24 protein-coding genes are annotated in these 25,235 nt (G+C 73.1%); 11 read left to right on the top strand and 13 right to left on the bottom strand.

The window, feature by feature from the left end:
- Window positions 1-9: 9 nt before the first annotated feature.
- Entirely contained in the window at window positions 10-663 is a 654-nt protein-coding gene (locus MicB006_RS26700; protein ID WP_116509838.1) for a TetR/AcrR family transcriptional regulator, read from the bottom strand.
- An 87-nt stretch (window positions 664-750) separates the two neighbouring features.
- Between MicB006_RS26700 and MicB006_RS26695 the strand changes: the two genes are divergently transcribed.
- Window positions 751-1,923, top strand: coding sequence for an acyl-CoA dehydrogenase family protein (locus MicB006_RS26695; protein ID WP_073827639.1), 1,173 nt, complete (start codon window positions 751-753; stop codon window positions 1,921-1,923).
- 21 nt (window positions 1,924-1,944) lie between these two features.
- Here MicB006_RS26695 and MicB006_RS26690 read toward each other — a convergent pair whose 3' ends face one another.
- Together MicB006_RS26690 and MicB006_RS26685 are read right to left on the bottom strand one after the other, a co-directional pair.
- Window positions 1,945-2,982, bottom strand: coding sequence for an aminotransferase class V-fold PLP-dependent enzyme (locus tag MicB006_RS26690; protein ID WP_116509836.1), 1,038 nt, complete (start codon window positions 2,980-2,982; stop codon window positions 1,945-1,947).
- 326 nt (window positions 2,983-3,308) lie between these two features.
- Window positions 3,309-4,298: a hypothetical protein gene (locus tag MicB006_RS26685; protein ID WP_225980515.1), complete on the bottom strand. Its 990-nt coding sequence runs from the start codon at window positions 4,296-4,298 to the stop codon at window positions 3,309-3,311.
- A 733-nt stretch (window positions 4,299-5,031) separates the two neighbouring features.
- On the opposite strand from MicB006_RS26685, the gene MicB006_RS32865 reads away from it, so the two are divergent.
- Window positions 5,032-5,982 (top strand): N-acetylmuramoyl-L-alanine amidase, encoded by a 951-nt coding sequence (locus MicB006_RS32865; protein ID WP_370013509.1) that lies wholly within the window; start codon window positions 5,032-5,034, stop codon window positions 5,980-5,982.
- A 28-nt stretch (window positions 5,983-6,010) separates the two neighbouring features.
- Here the strand turns inward: MicB006_RS32865 and dnaE are convergent, their stop codons facing one another.
- Window positions 6,011-9,544: a DNA polymerase III subunit alpha gene (gene dnaE / locus MicB006_RS26675; RefSeq protein ID WP_116509833.1), complete on the bottom strand. Its 3,534-nt coding sequence runs from the start codon at window positions 9,542-9,544 to the stop codon at window positions 6,011-6,013.
- A gap of 182 nt (window positions 9,545-9,726) precedes the next feature.
- Between dnaE and MicB006_RS26670 the strand changes: the two genes are divergently transcribed.
- From MicB006_RS26670 to MicB006_RS26655, 4 genes are all read left to right on the top strand, one after another.
- The gene (locus MicB006_RS26670; RefSeq protein WP_116509831.1) at window positions 9,727-10,068 is read left to right on the top strand and encodes a PadR family transcriptional regulator; all 342 of its coding nucleotides are present in this window, start codon (window positions 9,727-9,729) and stop codon (window positions 10,066-10,068) included.
- Complete coding sequence (locus MicB006_RS26665) at window positions 10,065-11,009, top strand: permease prefix domain 1-containing protein (RefSeq protein ID WP_116509829.1); 945 nt, start codon at window positions 10,065-10,067, stop codon at window positions 11,007-11,009. The genes MicB006_RS26670 and MicB006_RS26665 overlap by 4 nt, the downstream gene beginning before the upstream one ends.
- Window positions 11,010-11,148: 139 nt before the next feature.
- Window positions 11,149-11,688, top strand: coding sequence for an RNA polymerase sigma factor (locus MicB006_RS26660; RefSeq protein WP_116509827.1), 540 nt, complete (start codon window positions 11,149-11,151; stop codon window positions 11,686-11,688).
- On the top strand, window positions 11,681-12,235 hold the full coding sequence (locus MicB006_RS26655) for a hypothetical protein (protein WP_116509825.1): 555 nt from the start codon (window positions 11,681-11,683) through the stop codon (window positions 12,233-12,235). The genes MicB006_RS26660 and MicB006_RS26655 overlap by 8 nt, the downstream gene beginning before the upstream one ends.
- A 9-nt stretch (window positions 12,236-12,244) precedes the next feature.
- On the opposite strand, the gene MicB006_RS26650 is transcribed toward MicB006_RS26655, so the two are convergent.
- Entirely contained in the window at window positions 12,245-13,636 is a 1,392-nt protein-coding gene (locus tag MicB006_RS26650) for a serine/threonine-protein kinase (RefSeq protein ID WP_225980513.1), read from the bottom strand.
- Between the two features lie 81 nt (window positions 13,637-13,717).
- On the opposite strand from MicB006_RS26650, the gene MicB006_RS26645 reads away from it, so the two are divergent.
- Window positions 13,718-14,302: a hypothetical protein gene (locus tag MicB006_RS26645; protein ID WP_116509824.1), complete on the top strand. Its 585-nt coding sequence runs from the start codon at window positions 13,718-13,720 to the stop codon at window positions 14,300-14,302.
- A gap of 51 nt (window positions 14,303-14,353) precedes the next feature.
- Here MicB006_RS26645 and MicB006_RS26640 read toward each other — a convergent pair whose 3' ends face one another.
- Entirely contained in the window at window positions 14,354-14,914 is a 561-nt protein-coding gene (locus MicB006_RS26640; RefSeq protein WP_116509822.1) for a GNAT family N-acetyltransferase, read from the bottom strand.
- An 87-nt stretch (window positions 14,915-15,001) separates the two neighbouring features.
- Here MicB006_RS26640 and MicB006_RS26635 point away from each other — a divergent pair, with 87 nt between their 5' ends.
- The 4 genes from MicB006_RS26635 to MicB006_RS26620 all read left to right on the top strand — a co-directional run bounded on the left by MicB006_RS26635 (window position 15,002) and on the right by MicB006_RS26620 (window position 18,998).
- Window positions 15,002-16,291: a sensor histidine kinase gene (locus tag MicB006_RS26635; RefSeq protein WP_116509820.1), complete on the top strand. Its 1,290-nt coding sequence runs from the start codon at window positions 15,002-15,004 to the stop codon at window positions 16,289-16,291.
- The gene (locus tag MicB006_RS26630) at window positions 16,288-16,965 is read left to right on the top strand and encodes a response regulator transcription factor (protein WP_073827628.1); all 678 of its coding nucleotides are present in this window, start codon (window positions 16,288-16,290) and stop codon (window positions 16,963-16,965) included. Before MicB006_RS26635 ends, MicB006_RS26630 begins: the two co-directional genes overlap by 4 nt.
- Before the next feature lie 81 nt (window positions 16,966-17,046).
- Complete coding sequence (locus MicB006_RS26625; protein WP_116509818.1) at window positions 17,047-17,940, top strand: ABC transporter ATP-binding protein; 894 nt, start codon at window positions 17,047-17,049, stop codon at window positions 17,938-17,940.
- Window positions 17,937-18,998, top strand: coding sequence for an ABC transporter permease (locus MicB006_RS26620; protein WP_116509817.1), 1,062 nt, complete (start codon window positions 17,937-17,939; stop codon window positions 18,996-18,998). Before MicB006_RS26625 ends, MicB006_RS26620 begins: the two co-directional genes overlap by 4 nt.
- Before the next feature lie 65 nt (window positions 18,999-19,063).
- Here the strand turns inward: MicB006_RS26620 and MicB006_RS26615 are convergent, their stop codons facing one another.
- From MicB006_RS26615 to pgsA, 7 genes are all read right to left on the bottom strand, one after another.
- A complete protein-coding gene (locus MicB006_RS26615) occupies window positions 19,064-19,813 on the bottom strand; it encodes a YebC/PmpR family DNA-binding transcriptional regulator (protein ID WP_116509815.1) in 750 nt (249 codons plus the stop codon).
- Window positions 19,814-20,043: 230 nt separating this feature from the next.
- Window positions 20,044-20,649 carry a pyridoxal 5'-phosphate synthase glutaminase subunit PdxT gene (pdxT, locus tag MicB006_RS26610; protein WP_116509814.1) on the bottom strand — a complete coding sequence of 202 codons (606 nt, stop codon included), beginning with the start codon at window positions 20,647-20,649 and terminating at the stop codon, window positions 20,044-20,046.
- A gap of 73 nt (window positions 20,650-20,722) precedes the next feature.
- Window positions 20,723-21,634 carry a pyridoxal 5'-phosphate synthase lyase subunit PdxS gene (gene pdxS, locus MicB006_RS26605; RefSeq protein ID WP_116509812.1) on the bottom strand — a complete coding sequence of 304 codons (912 nt, stop codon included), beginning with the start codon at window positions 21,632-21,634 and terminating at the stop codon, window positions 20,723-20,725.
- A 125-nt stretch (window positions 21,635-21,759) separates the two neighbouring features.
- Window positions 21,760-22,254 (bottom strand): hypothetical protein, encoded by a 495-nt coding sequence (locus tag MicB006_RS26600; RefSeq protein ID WP_225980512.1) that lies wholly within the window; start codon window positions 22,252-22,254, stop codon window positions 21,760-21,762.
- A gap of 92 nt (window positions 22,255-22,346) precedes the next feature.
- On the bottom strand, window positions 22,347-23,507 hold the full coding sequence (locus tag MicB006_RS26595; RefSeq protein ID WP_116509810.1) for a glycosyltransferase family 4 protein: 1,161 nt from the start codon (window positions 23,505-23,507) through the stop codon (window positions 22,347-22,349).
- A 12-nt stretch (window positions 23,508-23,519) separates the two neighbouring features.
- Entirely contained in the window at window positions 23,520-24,452 is a 933-nt protein-coding gene (locus MicB006_RS26590) for a phosphatidylinositol mannoside acyltransferase (protein WP_116509808.1), read from the bottom strand.
- Entirely contained in the window at window positions 24,449-25,069 is a 621-nt protein-coding gene (gene pgsA, locus MicB006_RS26585; protein WP_116509807.1) for a phosphatidylinositol phosphate synthase, read from the bottom strand. The genes MicB006_RS26590 and pgsA overlap by 4 nt, the downstream gene beginning before the upstream one ends.
- Window positions 25,070-25,235 lie beyond the last annotated feature (166 nt).

Raw genomic sequence — 25,235 nt, 5'->3', positions numbered from 1 at the left:
GTTTGGACGCTACTCCGGACCGCCGGCCCGTTCCAGCGGGGCGACGGTGGCGGCGTACTCGGCGGCGAGGCCGTGCAGCAGCGCGTCCAGGCCGAGCGCGAACGCCCCCTCGTCCACGCTGCGCTGGTGGCCGGCGAGGCGGTGCGCCTGGTTGAGGTGCGGGTGCGCGGCGTAGAGCGAGGGGTCCTCGACGAAGCCGCGGGCGAACGAGCCGAGCGCTGACCCGGCCACGAAGTAGCGCATCGCGGCGCCGATGTGGGTGGCCCGCGCGGGCGGCCAGCCGGCCCGGACCAGCGCGCCGTAGACCGCGTCGGCCATGGCGAGCGCGGCCGGACGGCGGCCCGGCCCCTGCGCCAGGTACGGCACGATGTTCGGGTGCGCGGCCAGCGCGGCACGGTACGAGCGCGCCCAGCGGCCGAGCGCGTCGAGCCACTCGTACTCGTCGAAGACGTCGATGTCGACGGTTGCCGCGACGCTGTCGGCCACCGCGTCGAGGATCTCCTCCTTGGTGGCGAAGTGGTTGTAGAGCGAGGGGCCGCGTACGCCCAGGGCGGCGGCGAGCCGCCGGGTGGAGAGCGCGTCCAGCCCGTCGGCGTCGATCAGCGCCAGCGCGGTCTCGACGATCCGGTCGCGTGTGAGCAGGGCTTGTCGGGGTCGGGGCACCTGATCATCATCCTCCTTTCGACATCGGGTCTGGACGCGGGAAAACTTCCAGCGCTAGTTTATAGCCAGTCGACCTGAGGGGGCACCGTGGACTTCGCACTGTCCGACGAGGAACGCGCGATCCGGGACACCGTTCGCACGTTCGTCACCCGCGAGGTGATGCCGCTGGAGGCGGAGGTGCTGCGCCGCGAGCGCGCCCACCAGCCCGGCCTCGACCGCTCCGAGCTGCGCGAACTCCAGCTCAAGGCGAAGAAGTTCGGCTTCTGGGGGCTGGCCACCCCGGAGGAGTACGGCGGCATGGCCCTGCCTGCGGTCATGCAGTCGCTGATCTGGACCGAGCTGGGCCGCAGCTTCGTGCCGTTCCGCTTCGGCGGCGAGGCCGACAACATCCTGTTCCACGCCACCGAGGAGCAGAAGCGCGAGTTCCTGATCCCCACCATCGAGGGGGAACGGATCTCCTGCTTCGCCATCACCGAGCCGGGCGCGGGCTCCGACGCGGCCAACATCAGGCTGCGGGCCCGCCGCGACGGCGACGACTGGGTCCTCGACGGCGAGAAGACGTTCATCACCAACGGCAACGACGCCGACTTCGCCATCGTGGTCGCGGTGACCGACCCGGAGAAGGGCGCCCGCCGCGGCGGCGCCACGGCGTTCCTGGTGGACCGCGACATGGGCTGGCGGTCGGAGTTCATCCAGACCATGGGCGAGGGCGGTCCCGCCTCGCTGATCTTCGACGGCGTACGCGTGCCGCACCGCAACATCCTCGGCGAGATCGGGCAGGGCTTCACGCTCGGCATGGAGTGGATCGGCAAGGGCCGCTACACCATCCCCTCGCACGCCATCGGCATCGCCGAACGCGCCCTCCAGATGGCGATCGACTACGCCAACACCCGGGAGACGTTCGGCGCGCCGATCGCCACCAACCAGGCCATCCAGTGGATGATCGCCGACTCGGAGACCGAGCTGGAGGCCGCCCGCTGGCTGATCCTGCGCTCGGCCTGGACGGTCGACCAGGGCCTCGACCCCCGGCATGCCTCCTCGATGGGCAAGCTCTACGGCGCCGGCATGGTCAACCGGGTGGTGGACCGGGTGCTCCAGATCCACGGCGGCATGGGCTACACCCGTGAGCTGCCGATCGAGCGCTGGTACCGGCAGGTCCGGCTGTACCGGATCTTCGAGGGCACCGACGAGATGCAGCGACTGATCATCTCCCGGGACCTGCTGCGCGGCTACACGAAGATCGGCGGCCACCTGGCCTGAGCGGTCAGCTGGCCGCAGCCGTCAGCCGGTCAGCGCCTCGACCGCCCGGTCCACGTCCTCCTCGGTCGTGTACAGGTGGAACGAGGCGCGGACCCGGCCGGCCCGGACCGCCGCGCGCACCCCGGCGCGGGCCAGCCGCTCGTGCGCGTCCGGCACGTCGACGGAGACGATCGCGCTGTCGCCGGGCGGGCGGCCCAGCCCGGCCAGGAACCGGTTGGCCAGCCCCACGTCGTACGCGCGCACCGCCTCCGGGTCGAGGTCGGCGAGCAGTTCCAGCGCCGGCGCCGCTCCGACGTAGCACAGCCAGGACGGGGAGATGTCGAAGCGCCGGGCGTCGTCGGCCAGGCGCAGCGGCAGGCCGTAGTAGGAGGCGTGCGGGTCCTTGCCGGCGTACCACCCGGCCGCGTCCGGGCGAATCCGCTCGCGCAGTTCCGGCGCCAGGTAGGCGAAGGCCGCGCCCCGCGGCGCCATCAGCCACTTGTACGCCCCCACCACCACCGCGTCGGCCCGGTCCGCGGCGAACGGCAGCCACCCGCACGCCTGCGTGGCGTCGACCACCACGAACGCGCCGTGCGCGCGGGCCGCCGCGACGATCTCGTCGTACGGGGCCACCGTGCCGTCGGCGGACTGCACCACGCTGAACGCCACCAGGTCGGTGTCGGCGTCGATCGCGTCCACCAGGCCGGCCGGCGGGACGGTGCGTACCCGCACACCGCGCTCCTGCTGGACCAGCCACGGGAACAGGTTCGAGGTGAACTCGACCTCGGGCACCACCACAGTGGCCCCCGCCGGCAGGCTGGCCGCGATCGGCGCGACCATCTGCGACACGGCGGAGCCGATGCTCACGTCGGCGACGTCCACACCGGCCAGCCGGGCGAACGCGGCCCGGGACCGCCCGACCGACTCGTCCCACACCTCGAACGACACCCGCCCGCCCCGCCAGTCGGCGAGCACCCGCTGCACGGCGTCCCACACCGGCTCGGGCGGCAGCCCGTAGGTGGCGGTGTTCAACCAGCCCGGTTCCGGCTGCCACAACTTCCGTGCCTGCTCCAGCTCCATACCTCCGACGCTAACCACCCCCACCGCCCCCTAGACACCGCCAATCCCACCCCCGTGGCCCCCCGCGCCCGCGCCCCTGCTCTCGGCGATCTTGCACTTTCGGCCCCGGCGAATCGGGGCAAACACGCGCCCCGGAGGGCCGAAGCTGCAAGATCGCGCGGCGAAACGAGGGGCGTGGGGCGGAATGTGCAAGATCGCGGGGTCGGGCGGGGCGCGAACGCACGAACTCCTCGCGCCGTCGATCATGAAGTTGACGGCGACAAATCGGACCGCAGGTGCCGCCAACTTCATGATCGTCGCGGTGGGGGCGGGGGTGGGGGCGGGGGTCAGGGCGGTGGGGGGAGGTCGGGGAGCGCGACGGCCAGCTCCGTGCGGACTCGGGGCAGGGGCCAGGTGGCCAGGTCGCGCAGGGAGTGGTGGCGGCGCAGGTGCCGGACCGCGGTCAGGCCGACCAGGTAGCCGCACCGCTTGGGCAGGCCGCCGGCCAGCGGCGAGTCCCGCATCAGGAAGTACGGGGCGTGGTGCTCGGCGTCGGTGGCGTCGAGGTCGGCGCGTACCCGGCGCAGGATCTCCGGCCACCGGCGGCGGCACTCGTCGAGCCACTGCCGGTGCCCGGGCCGGCCGAACCAGAGGTACTCCTCGTCCGGCCGGCCGGGGTCAAGTTCCGCCGTGACCTGGGTGGCGAGCCCTTCGGTGAACAGCGCGTTCGCCACCCCGTACTCGGGCCAGTCGCGGATCGCGGCGCCGCGGTCGTGCACCACGTGCGCGGCCTCGTGCCGGACCAGCAGGTCGAGGTCCTCCGGTGGCCCGAGTTGTTCCACGGCGAGGAAGAGCGCGTACCTGCCGTTCAGCTCACCGGCCCAGCCGTTGGCCTGGTTCAGCCCGACCAGCACCACGCACTCGACCGGCCCGCCGTCGCCGGACCAGCCCAGCGCCCCGGCCACCGCCGCGACGCCGTCCGGCAGCGCCGCGCGTACCGTCTCGGCTCGTGCCGCCAGGTCGGCGGCCCGGTCGCGGAGCCTGTCCAGGGCGGCGGCCACGCCGGCGGCGTCGGACCAGTCGCCGTCGCGGCGCAGCGCCCGCACCACGTCCGGATGCCCGGCCAGGTAGCGAGAGGTCCACGGCTGCGGCGGGCCGGCCTCGGCGCAGGCCAGGAAGTCGGGCACCAGGTCACGGACGCGCAGCAGGCCGGTGGGCGGCATCCGCACGATGCTGCCCGGCCGTGGCACGCCGGGCAAGACCGCGACGGTACGGGGACAGCTCGCGCCGACCTGGCCGGGGCGCAGCGGAGGGCGGGCGGCGCGGCTGCCGCACATGCCACAGTCCTGAAGGAAGTCTTCATCAAGAAAGCTTACTTTGCAAGGTATCGACATAGACGAACGTCACGCTATAAGGTGCGGCGAACCGGCGACGGGAGCCAGTCGCCCCAAGTAGTCGACGAGGAGTGACGTGACAATTCGGAGACCCTCGCGTCGGGTGAGCACCCTGCTCGGCGGCGCCATGATCCTCACGATCGGCCTGACCGGCCAGCCGGCCCAGGCCGCGCCTCAGCACCGCGCGCAGCCGCTCGCCGCCGCCTTCACGCAGGCCGCGGCCGATTCCGACGTGCCACGCGACCTGCTCGCCGCGCTCGGGTACGCCGAGACACGTCTGGACGGCCACGGCGGGCAGCCCAGCGCCTCCGGCGGGTACGGCGTGATGCACCTGACCAGCAACCCGAAGGTGCGGACCCTCGACGAGGCCGCGCGCCGGACCCGGCTGGACCGCGCCGAACTGCGTACCCGGGACGCGGCGAACGTGGCCGGCGCGGCGGCGGTGCTGCGCTCCTACGCCGACGAGGCCGGGCTGACCGCGGCGCAGCGCGACGACGTCAACCAGTGGTACGGCCCGATCGCCCGCTACGGCGGCTCGACGGACGAGTCCACCGCCCGGCTGTACGCCGACTCCGTGTACGACCTGCTCGCCCGGGGCTTCATCGCGACCACCGCAGGCGGCGAGGTCAGCGTGGACGGCCGTCCGGTCGCGCCGCAGCGGGGCCGGTACGCCGACGTGGCGCCGCTGGGCACCGGCGACTTCGGCACGCTGAGCACCGACTACGGCCCGGCGGCCTGGGTGCCGGCCAACTCGTCCAACTACACGGTCTCCAGCCGCGAGTCGGCGTACCCGATCAACTACATCGTCATCCACACCATGCAGGGCAGCTACGCCGGCTCGATCAGCTGGTTCCAGAACGCCGCCGCCGGCACCAGCGCGCACTACCTGCTCCGCTCCTCCGACGGCGCGGTGACCCAGATGGTGCGGGACAAGGACATCGCCTGGCACGCCGGCAACTGGACCTACAACACCCAGTCGATCGGCATCGAGCACGAGGGGTACGTCGACAACGCCTCCTGGTACACCGACGCGATGTACCGGTCGTCGGCGGCGCTGACCCGGTTCCTGTGCGACAAGTACGGCATCCCGAAGACCCGTAACAACATCATCGGGCACAACCAGGTGCCGGGCGCCACGCACACCGACCCGGGTTCGAACTGGAACTGGACCTACTACATGCAGCTCGTCACCGGCGACACCACGCCGCCGCCGACTGCCTGGTCCACCATCGTGGACAACACCACGGCCGGCCGGTTCACCGCGAGCGCCAACTGGGGCACCTCGACGTACTCGGCGCAGCGCTACGGCGCCGACTACCGGTACGCCAACCCCGTCGCGGCCAGCGACACCGCCTGGTACAAGGTGAACATCCCGGCGACAGCCACCTACCGGGTGGAGGTCTGGTATCCGGCCGTCGCCGGCTACAACACCTCCACGCCGTACATCGTCGCGACGACGAGCGGCAACCAGACGGTCTCGGTGAACCAGAGCGCCAACGGCGGTGCGTGGCGCTCGCTGGGCACGTTCACCCTGGCCGCCGGGGACGCCAACAAGGTCGGTGTCAGCAGGTGGTCCGGCAGCACCGGGTACGTGATCGCCGACGCCATCCGCGTCACCCGCGTCTAGCGGTACGTCCCGCGGGCGCTCGGCCCGGTCAGCTCACGTTGGCCGGGCCGAGCACGCTCTTCAGGTCACCCATCAGCGCGGTGGTGGGCGCGACCCGGAACGGGCCGAGGCGCAGCGTGGTGACCTTGCCGCCGTTGAGCAGCTTGACGTGCACCTCGGTGTCGCCGGGGTGCAGCACCAGCGTCTCCTTGAGCCGTTCCACCAGCGGCGGCGTGCAGCGGTGCACCGGGATGCTCAGGGTGACCGGCTTGTTCGCCGGGTTGCTGGTGACGTCGGGCATGGACATGTCCATCGCCATGATGCGCGGGGTGTCGTCGCGCCGGTCCACCCGGCCCTTGACCACCACGATGGCGTCCTCGGCGATGTACTGGCCGATCACCTCGTACGTGTTCGGGAAGAACAGCGTCTCCACGCCACCGGCGAGGTCCTCCAGGGTGGCCGACGCCCAGGCCCGGCCCTGCTTGGTGACCCGGCGCTGCACGCCGGAGAGGATGCCGGCCAGGGTGACCACCGCGCCGTCGGGCACTGTGCCCTCCTCCGACAGCGCAGCGATGGTGGTGTCCGCGGCGGCGCCGAGCACGTGTTCCAGGCCGAACAGCGGGTGGTCGGAGACGTACAGGCCGAGCATCTCGCGCTCGAACGCGAGCTTGTCGCGCTTGTCCCACTCCCCCTCGCCGATGACCGGCATGACGGTGGTGGTGCCGCCGGTCTCCGCCTCGCCGAAGCCGGCGCCGAACAGGTCGTACTGGCCGACCGCCTCCTTGCGCTTGACGTCGGCGTACGCGTCGATGGCGTCGGCGTGCACTGCCAGCAGGCCCTTGCGGGGGTGGCCGAGCGAGTCGAACGCCCCGGCCTTGATCAGCGATTCGATGGTCTTCTTGTTGCAGACGACGGCGTCGACCTTGGACAGGAAGTCGTAGAAGTCGGTGTAGTCGCCCTTCTCCTCGCGGCACCGCATGATCGAGGAGACCACGTTCGCGCCGACGTTGCGCACCGCGCCGAGACCGAAGCGGATCTCCTTGCCGACCGGGGTGAACGGGCCGGCGGAGGTGTTCACGTCCGGCGGGAGCACCTGGATGCGCATCCGGCGGCACTCGGACAGGTACAGGGCCATCTTGTCCTTGTCGTCACCGACGGAGGTGAGCAGGGCGGCCATGTACTCGGCGGGGTAGTGCGCCTTCAGGTACGCGGTCCAGTAGGAGACCAGGCCGTACGCGGCGGAGTGGGCCTTGTTGAACGCGTAGCCGGCGAACGGCACCAGCACGTCCCACACGGCCTGGATGGCCTGGTCGGAGTAGCCGCGCTCGCGGCAGCCGTCCCGGAACGGGATGAACTCCTTGTCCAGGATCTCCTTCTTCTTCTTGCCCATCGCCCGGCGCAGCAGGTCGGCCTGGCCGAGCGTGTAGCCGGCGAGGATCTGCGCGGCGCGCTGCACCTGCTCCTGGTAGACGATCAGGCCGTACGTGGGCGCGAGGATCTCGCGCAGCGGCTCCTCCAGCTCCGGGTGGATCGGGGTGATCTCCTGGAGGCCGTTCTTGCGCAGCGCGTAGTTGGTGTGCGAGTCCACGCCCATCGGGCCGGGCCGGTAGAGCGCCAGGACGGCGGAGATGTCCTCGAAGTTGTCCGGCTTCATCAGCCGCAGCAGCGAGCGCATCGGCCCGCCGTCGAGCTGGAACACGCCGAGCGTGTCACCGCGGGCCAGCAGCTCGTACGCCGCCTTGTCGTCCAGCGGCAGGCCGAGCAGGTCCATCTCCCGGCCGTGGTTGAGCTGGATGTTCTTCACCGCGTCGTCGATGATCGTCAGGTTGCGCAGGCCGAGGAAGTCCATCTTCAGCAGCCCGAGCGACTCGCAGGTCGGGTAGTCGAACTGCGTGATGATGACGCCGTCGGAGTCGCGCCGCATAAGCGGGATGTGCTCGATGATCGGCTCGGCGGACATGATGACGCCCGCGGCGTGCACACCGGTCTGCCGGATCAGGCCCTCGATGCCCTTGGCGGTCTCGATGACCTTCTTGACGTCCGGGTCCGACTCGTAGAGGCCGCGGATCTCGCCGGCTTCGGCGTAGCGGGGGTGCTTCGGGTCGAAGATGCCGGACAGCGGGATGTCCTTGCCCATCACCGCCGGGGGCATGGCCTTGGTGATCCGGTCGCCGACCGCGTACGGGAAGCCGAGCACCCGGGCCGAGTCCTTGATCGCGGCCTTCGCCTTGATCGTGCCGAACGTGGCGATCTGCGCGACCTTGTCCTCGCCCCACTTGTCGGTCACGTACTTGATGACCTCACCGCGCCGGCGCTCGTCGAAGTCGATGTCGACATCCGGCATGGAGACGCGCTCGGGGTTGAGGAACCGCTCGAAGATCAGGCCGTGCGGGATCGGGTCGAGGTCGGTGATGCCCAGCGCGTACGCCACGAGCGAGCCGGCCGCCGAGCCTCGCCCGGGGCCGACCGCGATGCCCTGGCTCTTGGCCCACTGGATGAAGTCGGCGACCACGAGGAAGTACGACGGGAAGCCCATCTGGATGATGACGCCCAGCTCGTACTCGGCCTGGACGACGTGGCCCTCGGGGATGCCGTTGGGGAAGCGGCGCTTCAGCCCGGCGAACGTCTCCTTGCGGAACCAGGACTCCTCGGTCTCGCCCTCGGGGATCGGGAACCGCGGCATCAGGTTGTGGAACGTGAACATGCCGGCCGGGTCGACCTTCTCGGCCACCAGCAGCGTGTTGCGGCAGCCCTGCTGCCACAACTCGGAGGAGTCGACCGCGCGCATCTGGTCGGCGGACTTGACGAAGTAGCCTCCGCCCTCGAAGCGGAACCGGTTGGGGTCGGCGACGTTGCTGCCGGTCTGTACGCAGAGCAGCACGTCGTGCGCCTCGGCCTGCGCCTCGTGGGTGTAGTGCGAGTCGTTCGTGACCACCGGCGGGATGTCGAGCTTGCGGGCGATCTCCGTGAGCCCTTCGCGGACCCGGCGCTCGATGTCGAGGCCGTGGTCCATGATCTCCAGGAAGTAGTTGTCCTTGCCGAAGATGTCCTGGTACGCGGCGGCGACCTTGAGCGCCTCGTCGAACTGGCCGAGCCGCAGCCGGGTCTGCACCGCGCCGGACGGGCAGCCGGTGGTGGCCATGATGCCCTCGGCGTGCTCGGCGATCAGCTCCATGTCCATCCGGGGCCACTTCACGTAGTGGCCCTCCATGGAGGCGCGGGAGTTGAGCTTGAACAGGTTGTGCAGGCCGTCGCGGTTCTTCGCCCACATGGTCATGTGGGTGATCGCGCCGTTGCCGGAGACGTCGTCGCTCTTCTGCTCGGGGCGCCCCCACTTGACCCGGGCCTTGTGGAAGCGCGACTCCGGCGCCACGTACGCCTCGACGCCGAGGATGGGCTTGACCCCGGCGTCCATCGCCTGCTTGTAGAAGTCGTTCGCGCCGTGCATGTTGCCGTGGTCGGTGATCGCCACCGCCGGCATGCCGAGCCGCGCCGCCTCGGCGAAGAGGTCCTTGAGCCGGGCCGCCCCGTCGAGCATCGAGTACTCGGTGTGTACGTGCAGATGCGCGAACGAATCGCCCATGCGTGGCGCCCCCCGGGTTGTGGATCAATGCGTCGGAGTCGACCGACCCACCCTACCGAGGTGATCGTGCGGGCTCCACCGTCCGCGCCGAGGGTGGTCCGGGTCTCTCCGACCGGCCGGTGTGTGGCACGCGATGTTCTTCTCTATTGCAATGGTGTGTGGCACACAGTATCGTGTTGCACATGGTCAGCGAAGAGGTCCTCCGGACCCACCTCCAGGAGCTACGACGCGGCACTGTCGTGGTGGCCAGCCTGGTCGCCCTGCGCCGCCCCGACTACGGCTACGCACTGCTGCAACGGCTGGCCACCCACGGCTTCGCGGTCGACGCGAACACGCTCTACCCGCTGCTGCGCCGGCTGGAGGACCAGGGCCTGCTGACCAGCGAGTGGAACACCGAGGAGAGCCGGCCGCGCAAGTTCTACCGGACCAGCGACGACGGCGAGACCGTCCTGAACCGGCTGCTCGACGACATGACCGCGGTGCGGACGTCCGTCACCGAACTGATCGAAGGAGCGGAACGATGAGTTCCCTGACCGACCGTTACGTCGCCGCCACCATGCGGGCCGTGCCCGCGCAACGCCGCCTGGAACTCGCCGAGGAGCTGCGCGGCTCCATCGCCGACATGATCGACGACCGGACCTCCGGCGGGCAGGACCACGCCTCGGCCGAACGCGAGGTGCTCACCGAGCTGGGCCACCCCGAGAAGCTCGCGGCCCGCTACAGCGACCGCACGCTGCAACTCATCGGCCCGCGCTACTACCTGACCTGGTGGCGGCTGCTGCGGCTGCTGCTCACCTGGATTCCGGCGATCGTCGGCGTGCTCACCGGCCTCACCAAGGCGCTCGTCGACGGCGAGCCGGGCGCGGCGATCGGGGCGGCCGTCGTCGCCGCCATGCAGACCGCGGTGCAGATCGCGTTCTGGGTCACGCTGGTGTTCGCCGTGCTGGAACGCACCCGCACGCCGCTCGGGCTGCCCGAGTGGACGGTCGACCAGCTCCCCGAGGAGGCCCGGGAACGGCAGATCAGCCACTCCGACAGCATCGCCTCGGTGGTGTTCCTGCTCGCCACCATCGGCCTCCTGATCGGCCAGCACTTCCAGCGCTGGACCACCGACGACGGCACCCGGCTGCCGGCGCTCGACCCGGCGCTCTGGAGCTTCTGGCTGCCGGCCCTGATCGTGGTGCTGCTGGCGACCGTCGGCCTGGAGATCGCCAAGTACCGGTCCGGCCGGTGGACCTGGCCGCTGGTGGCGGTCAACGCGGTGCTCAACGTCGCCTTCGCCGCCCCGGTGCTCTGGCTGCTCGCCACCGACCGGCTGCTCAACCCGGAGCTGGTCGAGCGGTTCGCCTGGCTGCGGGACGGCGGGACCGTCGAGTTCGCCCGGGTGGCGGGCGCGGTGGTCGTGCTGGTCGCCATCTGGGACGTGATCGACAGCGCGGTCAAGGCCGGCCGCGCCACCCGCTGAAGCCGGCCGATCCTCCGGCCGCCCCGGCACCCCTCGGTGCCGGGGCGGCCAGCCGTCGGCTGCCCGACTCAGCGGCGGCGGCACGGTCACCCCGGGCATAGCCTGGTCTCCCGCACCACCGGCGAGCACTGGACCTCTGATGCCCCTCCCCGACGGCACGGACGAGCTGGCCCGCTCGGCCGCACGCGGAGACCGGCGGGCACTCGACGCCCTGCTGGCCGCCGTCCGGCCGGACGTGCTGCGCCAGTGCGCCCGCCTGCTGCCCCACCGGCAGGACGCCGAGGAGGCGTGCCAGGACACGCTGCTCGCGCTCGCCCGCGGCATCGCCGGATTCGAGGGACGCTCGTCCTTCGACACCTGGCTGTACCGGATCACCGCCAACCGGGCCCGGTCCACCTACCGGGCGCTGCGGCGACGGTGGCAGCGGGAGGCCGGCGGCGTCCCGCTGCCGGACCCGCCCGACCCCCGCCGGACCAGCGTGGTGGCCGGCACCCGGCTCGACCTGCTGGACGCGCTCGACGCCGTCCCGCCGGACCTCGCCGAGACGGTCACCCTGCGCGACGTGCTCGGGATGAGCTACCGGGAGATCGCCGGCCTGCTCGACGTGCCCGAGGGCACCGTGAAGTCCCGCGTCCACGAGGCCCGCCGGCAGCTGCGGCGGCGGATGTCCGATGCGTGAGCCACCCCGCCGCCGCGCCGCGGTGGTCGCCGCGCTCGCCGTCCTCGCCGGGACGCCCGCATGCGCCGACCGCCCGGTCTCGCCTCTGCCGGTACGCCCGCCGGTCACCAGCGCCGCCGCGCCGTCCGCCGCGACGACCCCGGCCGCCCTCACCCCGGCGCCCGGCGTCAGCGGGGTCGCGGCGCCGTCGCGCGCCACGCCAGCGAACTCGCCGGCCCGGTCACGGCCACCGGCCGCGCCCCGGACCACGAGACCCACCCCGCCGGTACGCACCACGCCACCGGCCGCCTGTCTCGGGCCGGTCCGCTACGACCTGGTCCTCGCCGAGACCGAACTGGCGCTGCTGAAGTCCCTCTGCTTCGCCGCCGGCGGGGTGCTGCGCATCCAGGGGATCGGGCCGGGTGAGGTCACTGTGGACCGGGAGGACCTCGTCTCGCGCAACTACGAGGCCGGTGTGGTCGACATCCGGTTCGTGCGTACCGGGACCGTGGTGGTCACCATTCCGCAGGACGGCCGCGCGTACCCGATCACGGTCGTGGTGGTCTGACCGCGCCGGCTATCCGGCGCGCACCCCGGCGAGCACACCGTCGACGAAGTCCGCGCCCGCGCCCGCCGGCGGGACGAGCTGGACGTAGAGCAGACCGGCGCGGCCGGGGGCCAGCCCGGCGGCCTCGACGATCACGGGGCGGCCGGTGGGACAGGTGAACGTGACGACAGTCCACTCGACGCCGCCCTGCCGGCTGTGCCGCGACGGCGCCCCGGCGCAGTCCGCGTGCGGCCGTTCGGCGAGGAAACCCGCCGGGCCGGTACGACGCGCCGTACCGGCGGAGAGGCCGACGAAGGCCCCGGGCAGGCCCGGGTCGACCGCCCAGCTCCCCGGATCCGGGGAGATCACCAGCGCCGGTTCGAGGTCACCGTCGTCGCCGTACTGGCCGGCCCAGCCGGTGCCCTCGGCCCGCCAGCCGGCCGGCAGGACCACCGTCAGCGGGCCGCTGCGCCCCAGCGCGCCGGCCGGGTGCGGACGGGCCGTGTCCCCCGCGCCCGTACCGGCGACGGCGAGCGCCACCGCGACCCCGGCGACCAGCCGGCCCGGACGCGGCGCCCGCCGCGCCCGCACGAGCGCGGGCCCGCCCGCCACCGCGCGCCGCAGCGCCTGCCGGAACGCGTCCGCGTCCGGGTAGCGGTCGGCCGGGCGTACGGCGGTGGCCCGCCGCAGCACCGGGTCCACACCGGCCGGCACGCCGGCACGCAGCCGCGAGGCGGCCGGTTCTGCGTCGGCCCGGCTGCACCGGCCGAGCAGCCGCAGTCCCAGGCGGCCCAGCCCGAACACGTCGGCCCGGGTGTCGACCACCGCCAGCGGCTCGTTCTGCTCGGGCGCCATGTAGCCGGGCGTGCCGGCCCGCGCGGTCAGCCCGGAGGCGGAGGCGAGCGCCTTGGCCAGCCCCAGGTCGGCGATGAGGACCCGCTCGCCGTCCGGCCCGGAGTGGAACAGGACATTGCTCGGCGTCAGGTCGCGGTGCACCACCCGATGCCGGTGCAGCACCGCCACGCCCGCCGCGATCTCGTCGAGCACCGTCAGCGCCCGGCCCACCGGCAGCGGACCGTGGGCCAGCCGATCCCGGAGACTGCCGCCGTCCGCCCAGGCCAGCACCGCGTACGGGCGCCCGTCCGGCAGTTCCCCGACGCCGTGCACCCGGACCAGGTGGTCGTCGTCCAGCCGCCGCAGCAGCCGGGCCTCGTCGAGGAACCGTTCCCGCACCCGCAGGTCGTGGCTCCAGTTCTCGGCCAGCACCTTGACCGCGACCCGGTCGGCGAGGGCCGGGTCGTAGGCCAGCCAGACCGTGGCGAAGGACCCCGCCCCGAGCAGACGCTCCACCCGGAACGCCCCGATCCGCGTCGGCGTGGTCATCGGCATCACCTCCGGGACCGCCGCCACGATCACCGTCACGTCGACGGTAGACGATCCCGAACCGAACCGGACCGGCCGGAGACCAACAGGACAGGAGAACCCGACCGAAGGAGAACCGCCATGAACCGAATCCCGTCCACAGTCCTCGCCGGCCTGCTGGCGCTGGCCGGTGTCGTGCCGGTCACCGCCGCCGCGCCGGCCGCCTCCGCCGCGCCCGCGCGCACCGCCGCCGACGCCGCGCCCGTCCGGCCGGCTGTCGCGCAGAACGAGGTGCTCAGCGTCCGCGGCGCCGGCCCGTTCCGGATCGGGGCCCGGCTGGACCGGCTCGTCGCGGCCGGGCTGATCGACTGGACCGCCCCGGGCTGTCCCGGAATCGTGCACGCCGGCGTCACCGGCTCCTGGGCCGGGGCGATCATGCTGACCTTCCGGGACGGCCGGCTCGTCTCGGTGGGCACTGCCACCGCCCCGCCGCGCTCCCCGGCCGGCGGGTCGGTCGGGATGTCCTTCGCCGAGCTGGAGCGCATCTACGGGCCGCGCGGCCGCATGATCCGCAACGACGCGGGGGACGCCGACGCCTACCTGGTCCGGTTCGGGTCGCGGGTCGAGCTGTTCAGCGACCACCCGATCCGGCCCGGGGTCGGCTTCTACGAGGCCGGTCTGGCGTCGTACGTCGAGCGGTCGTTCCGGCGGGGCTGCTGCTGCTGAGTCACCGGGAACCCGCCGGACGCGGGCCCGGCCGTCACGCCGGGCCCGCGCTCAGGCCGCCGCCCGCCACTCGCGGGCCAGCAGCGCGTAGACCACCTCGTCGGCCCACTCCCCCTTGACGAACTCGTTCTCCCGCAGGTGCGCCTCCCGGCGCATGCCGAGCCGCTCCAGGACCCGGGCCGAGGCGGTGTTGCGGGCATCCAGTCGGCCGACGATCCGGTGCAGGCCCAGCCCGTCGAAGCCGATCCGCAGCAGTTCCCGGGCCGCCTCGGTGACGTAGCCCCGGCCGGTGTGCGCGGGGTGCGCCACGTACCCGATCTCGCCCTGCCGGTGCTCGCCGCTGGTCCAGCTCAGCAGCACGTCGCCGACGAACTCGCCGGTGTCCGCGAGCGTCACCGCGAGGTTGAGCACGTCGCCGGGGGCACGCAGCGCGGTCCGCCGGACCAGCCGCTCGATCGCGGCTCGGGCGGCGGCGTCGTCGTACGGCTCGTGGTAGAGGTAGCGGGTGACCTCCGGGCGGCCCCGGTAGTCCCGGACCACGGCGAGGTCGGCGGCGGTGAAGGCGCGCAGCAGCAGACGCTCGGTACGCAACGGCAGATCGGGCACGAACACCCCGGCAGGTTACGTCGGCACTGTCGTCCGGCCCACCCGATTACGCCCCGGCCACCACGGCGGCCCGGTCGGTGGCATGGTCGTACGGTGAGCACCGCACCCACCACCGCCTGGCGCCGGCCGGCTCCCACGGCCGCGCAGTTCCGCGCCGACCTCTGGGTCGGGCTCGCGGTCACCGTGCTGGCCCTGTTCGAGCTGACCCTGGCGTACAGCACCGGGGCGTTCCTGCTCGGGCCGCCGCCGAGCGTCGCCGAGCAGATCTGGTGGACCGTCGCGGTGACCGCCCCGCTGGCGGTACGGCGGCGGTGGCCCGCCACCGTCGCGGTGATCGTCGCCGTCGCCTTCGTCGCCGGGCAGGCGCGTGCGGTCCCGCTGGCGCAGCTCCCGTCGGGCGCGCTGTTCGCCGCCCTGTTCACGCTCGGCGCGTGGGGCGCCGACCGGCGGCTGGCCGGGCGGCTGCGGGCCGGCATCATCGTGGCGATGTTCGGCTGGCTCGCGCTGTCCCTCGCGCTGCGGGCCGACCAGATCTCGGCGGCCTCCTTCGCCGACGCCGCCGGCCCGGTGCCGCCGGTGCTCGCCGCCGTGGTAAACGGCGTGCTCTACAACGTGCTGTTCTTCGGGTTCGCCTACTACGCCGGGCAGACCGCCTGGGTGGCCGCGCGCCGCCGGCACGAGCTACGCGAGCAGGCCGAGCAACTGCGCCGGTCCCAGGCGGAGGCGCGCGAGCGCGCGGTGATGGGCGAGCGGGTCCGCATCGCCCGTGAGCTGCACGACGTGGTCGCCCACCACGTGTCGGTGATGGGCGTGCAGGCCGCCGCGTGCCGGCGCGTGTTCGACCGCGACCGGGACAAGGCGCGTACCGCCCTGGCCGCCATCGAGGAGACGGCCCGCACGTCGGTCGACGAGCTGCGCCGGATGCTCGGCGTGCTGCGCGACCCGGACGCCGCGGCCGGTACGGTCGCCGCGCCGGAGGACACCGCCGGCATCGACCAGGTCCGCGCGCTCGTCGACCGGGCCCGGGAGACCGGGCTGCGGGCCGACCTCGGGGTGTACGGGGAGCCCGTGCCGCTGCCCCGCTCGGTGTCGCAGGCGGCGTACCGGATCGTCCAGGAGGCGGTGACGAACGTGGTCAAGCACGCCCACGCCACCACGCTCGACGTGCGCGTCCGCTATCTGGCGAGGGAGTTGGAGATCGACGTGAGCGACGACGGACAGGGCGGCGCGCCGGCGGCCGGGACCGGGCTCGGCCTGATCGGCATGCGGGAGCGGGTCGTCGCGCACGGCGGTGAGGTGGAGGCCGGGCCGCGCCCCGGCGGCGGGTTCCGGGTCCGGGCCCGCATGCCGCTGCCGGTCGAGGCCGCCGGGCGGGCGGCGTGAGCGCGCCGGTAAGGGTGCTGCTCGTCGACGACCAGCACCTGGTCCGGACCGGTTTCCGGGTCATCCTCGAAGTCGAGGACGACATCGAGGTGGTCGGCGAGGCCGCCGACGGGCAGCGCGCCGTGTCGATGGCGTCCGCGCTGCGGCCGGACGTGGTGCTGATGGACGTGGAGATGCCCGTCCTCGACGGGCTGGAGGCCACCCGCCGGATCACCGGCGACACGACGCCGGGCGGCCCGGCGGTGCTCATCCTCACCACGTTCGACAGGGACGACTACCTGTTCGCCGCGCTGCGCGCCGGGGCGAGCGGCTTCCTGCTGAAGAACGGCACGCCGGAGGACCTGGTCGAGGCGGTACGGGTGGTGGCGCGGGGCGAAGGGCTGATCGCGCCGGCGCTCACCCGGCGGGTGATCTCCACGTTCGCCCGGCCCGGCGCGGCGCCGCCGGACCCCCGGCACGACGCGGCGACGGCGGACCTGACGCCGCGCGAGCGGGAGGTGCTGGAGCTGGTCGCGAGCGGGGCCAGCAACGCCGAGATCGCGGATGTCCTGCGTGTCGGCGAGGCGACGGTGAAGACCCACGTCAGCCGCGTGCTGGCCAAGCTCGGGCTGCGCGACCGGGTGCAGGCCGTGGTGTTCGCGTACGAGCACGGGGTGGTCCGGCCCGGCGGATGACGCCGGTCCGTCGCAGGGCGGACCACGTGATCGTCCCGCGGTGGGACGACGGGAGCGGGCGCCGGCCGTAGCGTCGGGATCATGACCAGCGTGCTCCGCCTCGACGGCGTCGACCGCAGCTTCGGCGGCCGTCAGGTGCTCAAAGACGTCTCCTTCGACGTGACCGCCGGGCGCATGACCGGATTCGTCGGCGGCAACGGCGCCGGCAAGACCACCACCATGCGCATCATCCTCGGTGTCCTCGCCCCGGACGCCGGGCAGGTCACGTGGCGGGGACACCGGCTCACCCGGGAGGACCGGAGCCGGTTCGGCTACATGCCCGAGGAACGCGGCCTCTATCCCAAGATGACGCCCCGCGAGCAGGTGGTCCACCTCGGCCGCCTGTACGGGCTGGACGCCGCCGGGGCCCGCCGCCGCACCGACGCGCTGCTGGAGCGGGTCGGTCTCGGTGAGCGGGCCGACGACCTGCTGGAGACGCTGTCGCTGGGCAACCAGCAGCGCGCGCAGATCGCCGCCGCGCTGGTGCACGACCCGGAGGTGCTGATCCTGGACGAGCCGTTCTCCGGGCTCGACCCGCTCGCCGTCGACATGGTGGTGGCGGTGCTGCGGGAACGCGCCGCCGCCGGAGCGCCGGTGCTGTTCTCCAGCCACCAGCTCGACGTGGTGGAGCGGCTCTGCGACGACCTGGTGCTCATCGCCGGCGGGACGATCCGGGCCGCCGGCGCCCGCGAGGAGCTGCGCGCCGCGTACACCCTGCCCCGGTTCTCGCTCGTGGTCGACGGCGACGCCGGCTGGCTGCGCGACCAGCCCGGCGTGCGGCTGGTCGACCTCGACGGCGCGCGCGCCGTGTTCGAGGTGGACCCGCCCACCGACGACCAGGCCGTGCTGCGCGCGGCGCTGGACCGCGGCCCGGTGCGCGCGTTCGGCCCGGTCACCCCGTCCCTCGCCGAGATCTTCCGAGAGGTCAACCAGTGAACACGTTCCAGGCCACCCGGCTGGTCGCGGCCCGCGAGATCAAGGTCAAGGTCCGCGACAAGACGTTCCTCTACAGCACGCTGATCTTCCTGCTGCTCGCCGTCGTCGCCACCGTGGTGCCCGCGATGCTGAGCAGCGGCCCGTCCACGGTGGCGGTCACCGCGGCCGGCGCCGAACCGCTGCGCGCGGCCGGGCTGGACGTCCTCGTGGTCGCCGACGACGGCGCCGCCGAGCAGGCGGTACGCGACGGCGACGCGGACGCCGCGGTGGTCACCGGTCCGGTCGTGGTCGCCGACGAGCGGGCCCCGGACGACGTGGTCTCCGCGCTCAGCGCGGCGCCGCAGGTACGGCTGCTGGACCCGGACGCGGTGGACCCGCTCGTCGCGTACCTGGTGCCGTTCGCGTTCGCGTTCGTCTTCTTCTTCATGTCCCAGACGTTCGGGTTGCAGATCGCGCAGAGCGTCACCGAGGAGAAGCAGACCCGGATCGTGGAGATCCTGGTGGCCGCAGTGCCGGCCCGGGCGCTGCTGGCCGGCAAGATCCTCGCCGCGGGCGCGCTGGCGCTGGGGCAGATCACCCTGATCGCGGCCGCCGCGCTGATCGGGATGCGCCTGACCGGCGGCGGTGACCTGCTGAGCCTGGTCGCGCCCGCGGTCGGCTGGTTCGTGCCGTTCTTCCTGTGCGGCTTCCTGCTGCTGGCGGCGATGTGGGCGGCCGCCGGGGCGCTGGTGAACCGGCAGGAGGACATCGCGGGCGCGTCCACCCCGGTGCAGCTCGCGGTGATGGCGCCGTTCTTCGCCGTGGTGTTCCTCAACGACAACGCCACAGCGATGCGGGTCCTGTCGTACCTGCCGATCTCCTCGCCGACCGCGATGCCGGTACGGCTGTTCACCGGCGACGCGGCGACGTGGGAGCCGTTCGTGTCGCTGGCGCTGCTGCTGCTCGCGGCGGCCGGGTTCCTGCTCGCCGGGGCCCGGGTCTACGAGGGCTCGCTGCTGCGCACCAACGGGCGGACCTCGGTGCGGGCGGCGTGGCGGCAACGCGAGCCGATCGGCTGACCGCCCGCAACGCCGAGCGCCGGCCCCCGCAGCGGGGGGCCGGCGCTCGGCACGTCGGGCCGGGGTCAGCCGACCGCGGCCATCACCTCGTCGGACACGTCGAAGTTGGCGAAGACGTTCTGCACGTCGTCGCAGTCCTCCAGCACGTCGATCAGCTTGAAGATCTTGCGCGCGCCCTCCTCGTCCAGCGGCACGTTCACGCTGGGGATGAGGGAGGACTCGGCCGACTCGTACTCGATGCCGGCGTCCTGCAGCGCGGTGCGGACCGCGATCAAGTCACCCGGCTCGGAGACCACCTCGTACGCCTCACCGAGGTCGTTGACCTCCTCGGCGCCCGCGTCGAGCACTGCCATCATCACGTCGTCCTCGGTCGTGCCGCCCTTGGGGACGATCACCACGCCCTTGCGGGAGAACATGTACGACACCGAGCCCGCGTCGGCCAGCGAGCCGCCGTTGCGGGTCAGCGCGGTACGCACCTCGGTGGCGGCACGGTTGCGGTTGTCGGTGAGGCACTCGATCAGCATCGCCACGCCGTTCGGGCCGTAACCCTCGTACATGATCGTCTGCCAGTCGGCGCCGCCGGCCTCCAGGCCGGAGCCGCGCTTGACCGCGCGGTCGATGTTGTCGTTCGGGACCGAGTTCTTCTTCGCCTTCTGGATGGCGTCGTAGAGAGTCGGGTTGCCGGCCGGGTCGCCGCCGCCGGTACGTGCGGCCACCTCGACGTTCTTGATCAGCTTGGCGAACATCTTGCCGCGCTTGGCGTCGATGACCGCCTTCTTGTGCTTGGTCGTCGCCCACTTTGAGTGGCCGGACATCTGTTACCTCCGTTGCTACCCGCCGTCTGCATCGACCGCACCGCACACGCCCCGCTCCCCCGCCGGCGCACGTCGAGGTGCTGTGATCTTCGCTGGGAGCCGCGGCGGGCTGATGGCCCTGCCGAATCTCGGCAATCCTACCGGCGGCGGGCGGTCGGCTGTCACGCGCCGCACGGCAGCGGCCCGCCCGAGGCCCCCCGAACCGGCACAACCAGGGACGGACCGGTCACTCAGCGGCTTGCCCGGACCAGCTCCACGAAGTGGCGGTGCAGCCGCAGGTCGCCGGTCAGCTCCGGATGGAACGAGGTGGCCAGCAGGTTGCCCTGCCGTACCGCGACGATCCGGCCCGCGGCCGGGCCGTCGGTCACCCGGCCGAGCACCTCGACGTCCGGGCCGACCCGCTCGACCCAGGGCGCGCGGATGAACACGGCGTGGAACGGGCCGCCGTCGACGCCGGTGAGCGTCACCGGCGCCTCGAACGAGTCGACCTGACGGCCGAACGCGTTGCGCCGCACCGTCATGTCGACCCCGGCGAAGCCGCGCTGGTCGGGGCGTCCGTCCAGCACCTGCGCGGCCAGCATGATCATGCCGGCGCAGGAGCCGTAGACCGGCATGCCGGCGGCGATCCGCTTGTCGATCGGCTCGCGCATCTCGAAGATGTCCACCAGCTTGCTGATCGTGGTCGACTCGCCGCCGGGCACCACCAGCGCGTCGACCGCGTCCAGCTCGCCGGGGCGCCGCACCGGCCGGGCGTCGGCGCCCGCGCCGGTCAGCGCCGCGACGTGCTCGCGTACGTCGCCCTGAAGCGCGAGCACGCCGATCACCGGTCCGGCCACGATGTTCCTTCCGGGGTGTTAACAAGGGGCCCCGCCTCTACCGGAGGCGTTAACAGGGGGCCCTTCCTTGCACTCACCAGCCGCGCTCGGCGAGGCGGTGCGGCTGGGGGATCTCGTCGACGTTGATGCCGACCATCGCCTCGCCCAGCCCGCGCGACACCTTGGCCAGCACGTCCGGGTCGTCGTGGAATGTGGTCGCCTTGACGATCGCGGCGGCCCGCTGCGCCGGGTTGCCGGACTTGAAGATGCCCGAGCCGACGAAGACGCCCTCGGCGCCGAGCTGCATCATCATGGCCGCGTCGGCGGGGGTCGCGATGCCGCCCGCGGTGAACAGCACGACCGGCAGCTTGCCCTGCTCGGCGATCTCCTTGACCAGCTCGTACGGGGCCTGCAGCTCCTTGGCCGCGACGTACAGCTCGTCGTCGGGCAGCGACTGGAGCCGGCGGATCTCCTGCCGGATCTTGCGCATGTGGGTGGTGGCGTTGGAGACGTCCCCGGTGCCCGCCTCACCCTTCGACCGGATCATGGCGGCGCCCTCGGTGATCCGGCGCAGCGCCTCGCCCAGGTTCGTCGCCCCGCACACGAACGGGACGGTGAACGCCCACTTGTCGATGTGGTTGGCGTAGTCGGCCGGGGTCAGCACCTCGGACTCGTCGACGTAGTCGACGCCGAGCGCCTGGAGGATCTGCGCCTCCACGAAGTGACCGATGCGGGCCTTGGCCATCACCGGGATCGAGACGGCCTGGATGATGCCGTCGATCATGTCCGGGTCGCTCATCCGGGACACGCCGCCCTGCGCGCGGATGTCGGCCGGCACCCGCTCCAGCGCCATCACCGCCACCGCGCCGGCGTCCTCGGCGATCTTCGCCTGCTCGGCGGTGACCACGTCCATGATCACACCACCCTTGAGCATCTCGGCCATGCCGCGCTTGACGCGGGCGGTGCCGACGGCTGTGGCGGGGGTCGGGGCTGCGGACTCAGACACGGGACATCGCTCCTCGGCGTGCTCGGGAGGTGACTGCGCAGGAATGCTACGACCGTCCCGGCGCCGCTCCGAGCGCCAATCGAACCCCCGGTGGCCTGCCGTGTGGCCCCCGTCACGACCGCCGGTCAGCCGGTGGTCACGTCCGCCGGGGAGGCCAGCGTCGGGTCGTCGATGTCGAAGTAGCGGGGCCACTCCCGGCCCCGCCCCATCCGGAACAGCCGCACCACCGGACGCCCTCGCGCCGAGCGGGCGTCGCGGACCAGGTCGGTGTGCACCTGCCGGGCCAGCGCCAGCCGGCGGCTCGCCGCGATCACCGCCGCGCAGCCCGGGTCGTCCGGGTCCAGCCGCACCGCCCGCAACTGCCGGGTCAGGTCGTTCTCGGCCGCCTCCCGCTCCTCCGGGGCGGCGTCGAGCGCGATCCGGGCGGCGGCGTACAGCTCCACGCCGTACCGCTGCTCGGCCAGGACCGCGGCGGCGGCCGCGCGGCGCAGCAGGTGCGCCTCCAGCGCGCGGGCCGCCGAGTCCGCGCGGACCTGCAGCCGCTGCACCCGGCCGGAGGTCCAGATCAGGTACGCCGAGACCACCCCGACTACCAGGACGGCGCCCACCACCCACCACATGCCCGGCATCGTAGTGCTGCTCCTCATCCCGCCCGGCCGGCGCGGGGCACCGGTCGACGCGCTCGTCACAGCGGCCGCACCGGCCACCGAAGTCAGCCCAGTCCCGCCCACTCCTGGTCCATGACCCGGCCGTCGGTGGCCTCGATCGCGGCTGCGTATACCTCCAGAACGCGGCGGGCAACCACGGGCCAGTCGAAATTCGCCACCACCTGGTCGCCGCAGGCGGTCAGCCCGGCCCGCAGGCCGGCGTCGTCCAGCAGCTCGGACACCGCGGCGCCCAGCGCGGCCGCGTCGCCGGTCGGGAACAGCCGCCCGGCCCGCCCGCCGTCGAGCACCCGGCGGAACGCGTCCAGGTCGCTCGCGACCACTGTCGTCCCGGCGGCGAGCGCCTCGGTGAGGATCATCCCGAATGATTCCCCGCCGGTGTTCGGTGCGACGTAGAGGTGCGCGCTGCGCAGCATGCGTGCCTTGTCCGCCTCGGAGACCAGGCCGAGGAACGTGACCCGGTCCCGCAGGTCGGCCGGGAACCGCCCGTACAGCTCGTCGGCGTCGCCTGGGCCGGCGACCAGCAGCCGCAGCCCGGGACGGCGCGGGGCGAGCGCGACGAACGCGTCGCGCAGGATCGGGAAGCCCTTGCGCGGCTCGGTGAACCGGCCGAGGAAGCCGAGCGTGCCGCCCGTGCCCGGGGCGCACTCCCCGGGCCAGCCCGGCAGCGGCGGCACCCCGGCGAACTTCGCCACCGCCACCCCGTTGGGGATCTCCACCGCGCCGCCGTCCATGTGCTCAACCTGCACCTTGCGGGCCAGCGCGCTCACCGCGATCCGGGCGGTGATCCGCTCCAGCACGATCTGGAGCGCGCCCTGCGCGGCCGACAGCACCCGGGAACGGGTCATCGCGGTGTGGAAGGTCGCCACCACCGGACCGCGGGCGCAGAGCACCGCCAGCATCGACAGGCTCGGGGTGAGCGGCTCGTGCACGTGCAGCACGTCGAAGTCGCCCCGGGTGATCCAGCGCCGCACCCGGGCCGTGGAGACCGGGCCGAACGCGATCCGGGCCACCGACCCGTTGTACGGCAGCGGCACCGCCCGCCCGGCCGACACCACGTACGGCGGCAGCGCCGAGTCCTCGTCGGCCGGCGCCAGCACGCTCACCTCGTGGCCGAGCCCGAGCAGCGCCTCGGCCAGGTCCATGACGTGGTTCTGCACCCCGCCCGGCACGTCGAACGAGTACGGGCACACGATGCCGATACGCACTGCGCCCTCCCCCTAGACCGTCCCGGTGGTGGCCGGCGGCTGCGCCGGCGTGGGCGCACCGTCCCGGCCCTGGTCCAGCCACATCCGCTGCAACATGTGCCAGTCTTGCGGATGCCGGGCGATGCCCGCCGCCAGACCGTCGGCAATCCGCTGGGTCACCACGCGCACCCGCGCGTCCAGCGGGGCGCTGTCCGGGTCCGGCAGCGGCAGCGGGCCTTCGAGCGAGGCGCACGCCGCGTCCGGCTCGTACCACATCGAGGCCACGTAGAGCGGCGCGCCGGTGCGGATGGCGAGCAGCGCCGGGCCGGCCGGCATCCGGGTCCGCGCGCCGAAGAAGTCGACCTCCACGCCCCGGGCCGACAGGTCCCGGTCGGCGAGCAGCGGCACCACGTAACCGGCGCGCAGCCGGTCCACCAGCACGTCGAACGCGGGCCGCGGGCCGCCGGTGTTGGGCAGGATCTCCATCCCCAGCCCCTCCCGGAACGTCACGAACCGCTCGTAGACGCCCTTCGGGAGCCGCTCCGCCACAGTGGTCATCGGCCAGCCGGTGGCCGCCACCCAGGCGCCGGCCGCGTCCCAGTTCCCGGCGTGCGGCAGCGCCACCACGGCGCCCCGCCCGGCCGCCACGTCGGCGGCGAGCATCTCCTGCCCGTCCAGGCGGAACCCGGCGAGGATCTCCGCCCGACTCAGGCCGGGAAGCCGGAACGCCTCCATCCAGTAGCGGGCGTACGAGCGCAGCCCGGCGCGCACCAGCGCGTCCAGCTCCGCGTCCGGTAGCTCCGGGCCGACCACCCGGCGCAGGTTGGCGCGCAACCGGCGCGTACCCCCGCCGTCCTTGCGGTGGGCGCGGTCGGCGCCCGCCCGGAAGGCCGCGGCCGCGACGGGCCGGGGCAGCGCGCGGATCAGGCGCCAACCCGCGACGAAGCCCGCCTCGGTGAGGTTCACTCGACGCCGACCCGCTGGGCCTGGCGGTACACGTGGGCCATCCGCTGCCCGACGGTGAAGATCGAGACGGCGGCGAGCAGCCAGAGCGCGATCTCCAGCGCGAGCGGTACGCCGACGCCGGTGAGGATGCCGCCCACCCCGACGATGAGCAGGCGCTCCGTGCGTTCGGCGATGCCCACGTTGCAGGTCATCCCGAGGCCCTCGGCGCGGGCCTTGACGTAGGAGACCAGCCCGCCCGCGGCCAGGCAGATCAGCGCCGCCGCCACGCCCGAGTAGTCGTGCTGGGTGGCCAGCCAGTACGCGACGGCGCCGAACACGGCGCTGTCGGCGACCCGGTCCATGCTCGAGTCGAGGAACGCCCCGAACCGGGTGGACCCGCCGCTCATCCGCGCCATCGTGCCGTCGAGCAGGTCGGTGAGGGCGAAGACCGTGACGATCAGCGCGCCGGCGACCAGATGGCCGCGCGCGCCGAAGCCGAGCGCGCCGATGAGCACGCCGACGGTGCCGGTCACGGTGACCGCGTTGGGGGACACGCCCGCACGCAACAGCGTACGGGCGATCGGCTCCACGACGCGGGTCATGCCCGCGCGGGCCGTCACTTGGAAGATCTTCGCCATGGCGGTCCCACGATAACGGCCCGCAACCGCCGGGGACACAGCCGGGCGCACGACCCGCCCGACGGCCCTTGTGCCCGCACCCGCGCGGGTGTGAGATCGAGCCAGGAGGTGAGCCGGATCACCGGATCACCGGTCCGCGTTCCCGGCCAGCATGAGATCACCGGAA

Origin of the sequence: Micromonospora sp. B006 (assembly GCF_003408515.1) — a bacterium.
Lineage (GTDB): Bacteria > Actinomycetota > Actinomycetes > Mycobacteriales > Micromonosporaceae > Micromonospora > Micromonospora echinospora_A.
This window is presented reverse-complemented; position numbering and strand designations above follow the sequence as displayed.

Coding starts and splice junctions, on each gene's coding strand:
- MicB006_RS26665 (WP_116509829.1), top strand. CDS start 10,065: ATGAGTTCCCTGACCGACCGTTACGTCGCCGCCACCATGCGGGCCGTG.
- MicB006_RS26645 (WP_116509824.1), top strand. CDS start 13,718: ATGAACCGAATCCCGTCCACAGTCCTCGCCGGCCTGCTGGCGCTGGCC.
- MicB006_RS26690 (WP_116509836.1), bottom strand. CDS start 2,982: ATGGAGCTGGAGCAGGCACGGAAGTTGTGGCAGCCGGAACCGGGCTGG.
- dnaE (WP_116509833.1), bottom strand. CDS start 9,544: ATGGGCGATTCGTTCGCGCATCTGCACGTACACACCGAGTACTCGATG.
- MicB006_RS26655 (WP_116509825.1), top strand. CDS start 11,681: ATGCGTGAGCCACCCCGCCGCCGCGCCGCGGTGGTCGCCGCGCTCGCC.
- MicB006_RS26625 (WP_116509818.1), top strand. CDS start 17,047: ATGACCAGCGTGCTCCGCCTCGACGGCGTCGACCGCAGCTTCGGCGGC.
- pgsA (WP_116509807.1), bottom strand. CDS start 25,069: ATGGCGAAGATCTTCCAAGTGACGGCCCGCGCGGGCATGACCCGCGTC.
- MicB006_RS26685 (WP_225980515.1), bottom strand. CDS start 4,298: ATGTGCGGCAGCCGCGCCGCCCGCCCTCCGCTGCGCCCCGGCCAGGTC.
- MicB006_RS26600 (WP_225980512.1), bottom strand. CDS start 22,254: ATGTGGTGGGTGGTGGGCGCCGTCCTGGTAGTCGGGGTGGTCTCGGCG.
- MicB006_RS26660 (WP_116509827.1), top strand. CDS start 11,149: ATGCCCCTCCCCGACGGCACGGACGAGCTGGCCCGCTCGGCCGCACGC.
- MicB006_RS26670 (WP_116509831.1), top strand. CDS start 9,727: ATGGTCAGCGAAGAGGTCCTCCGGACCCACCTCCAGGAGCTACGACGC.
- MicB006_RS26615 (WP_116509815.1), bottom strand. CDS start 19,813: ATGTCCGGCCACTCAAAGTGGGCGACGACCAAGCACAAGAAGGCGGTC.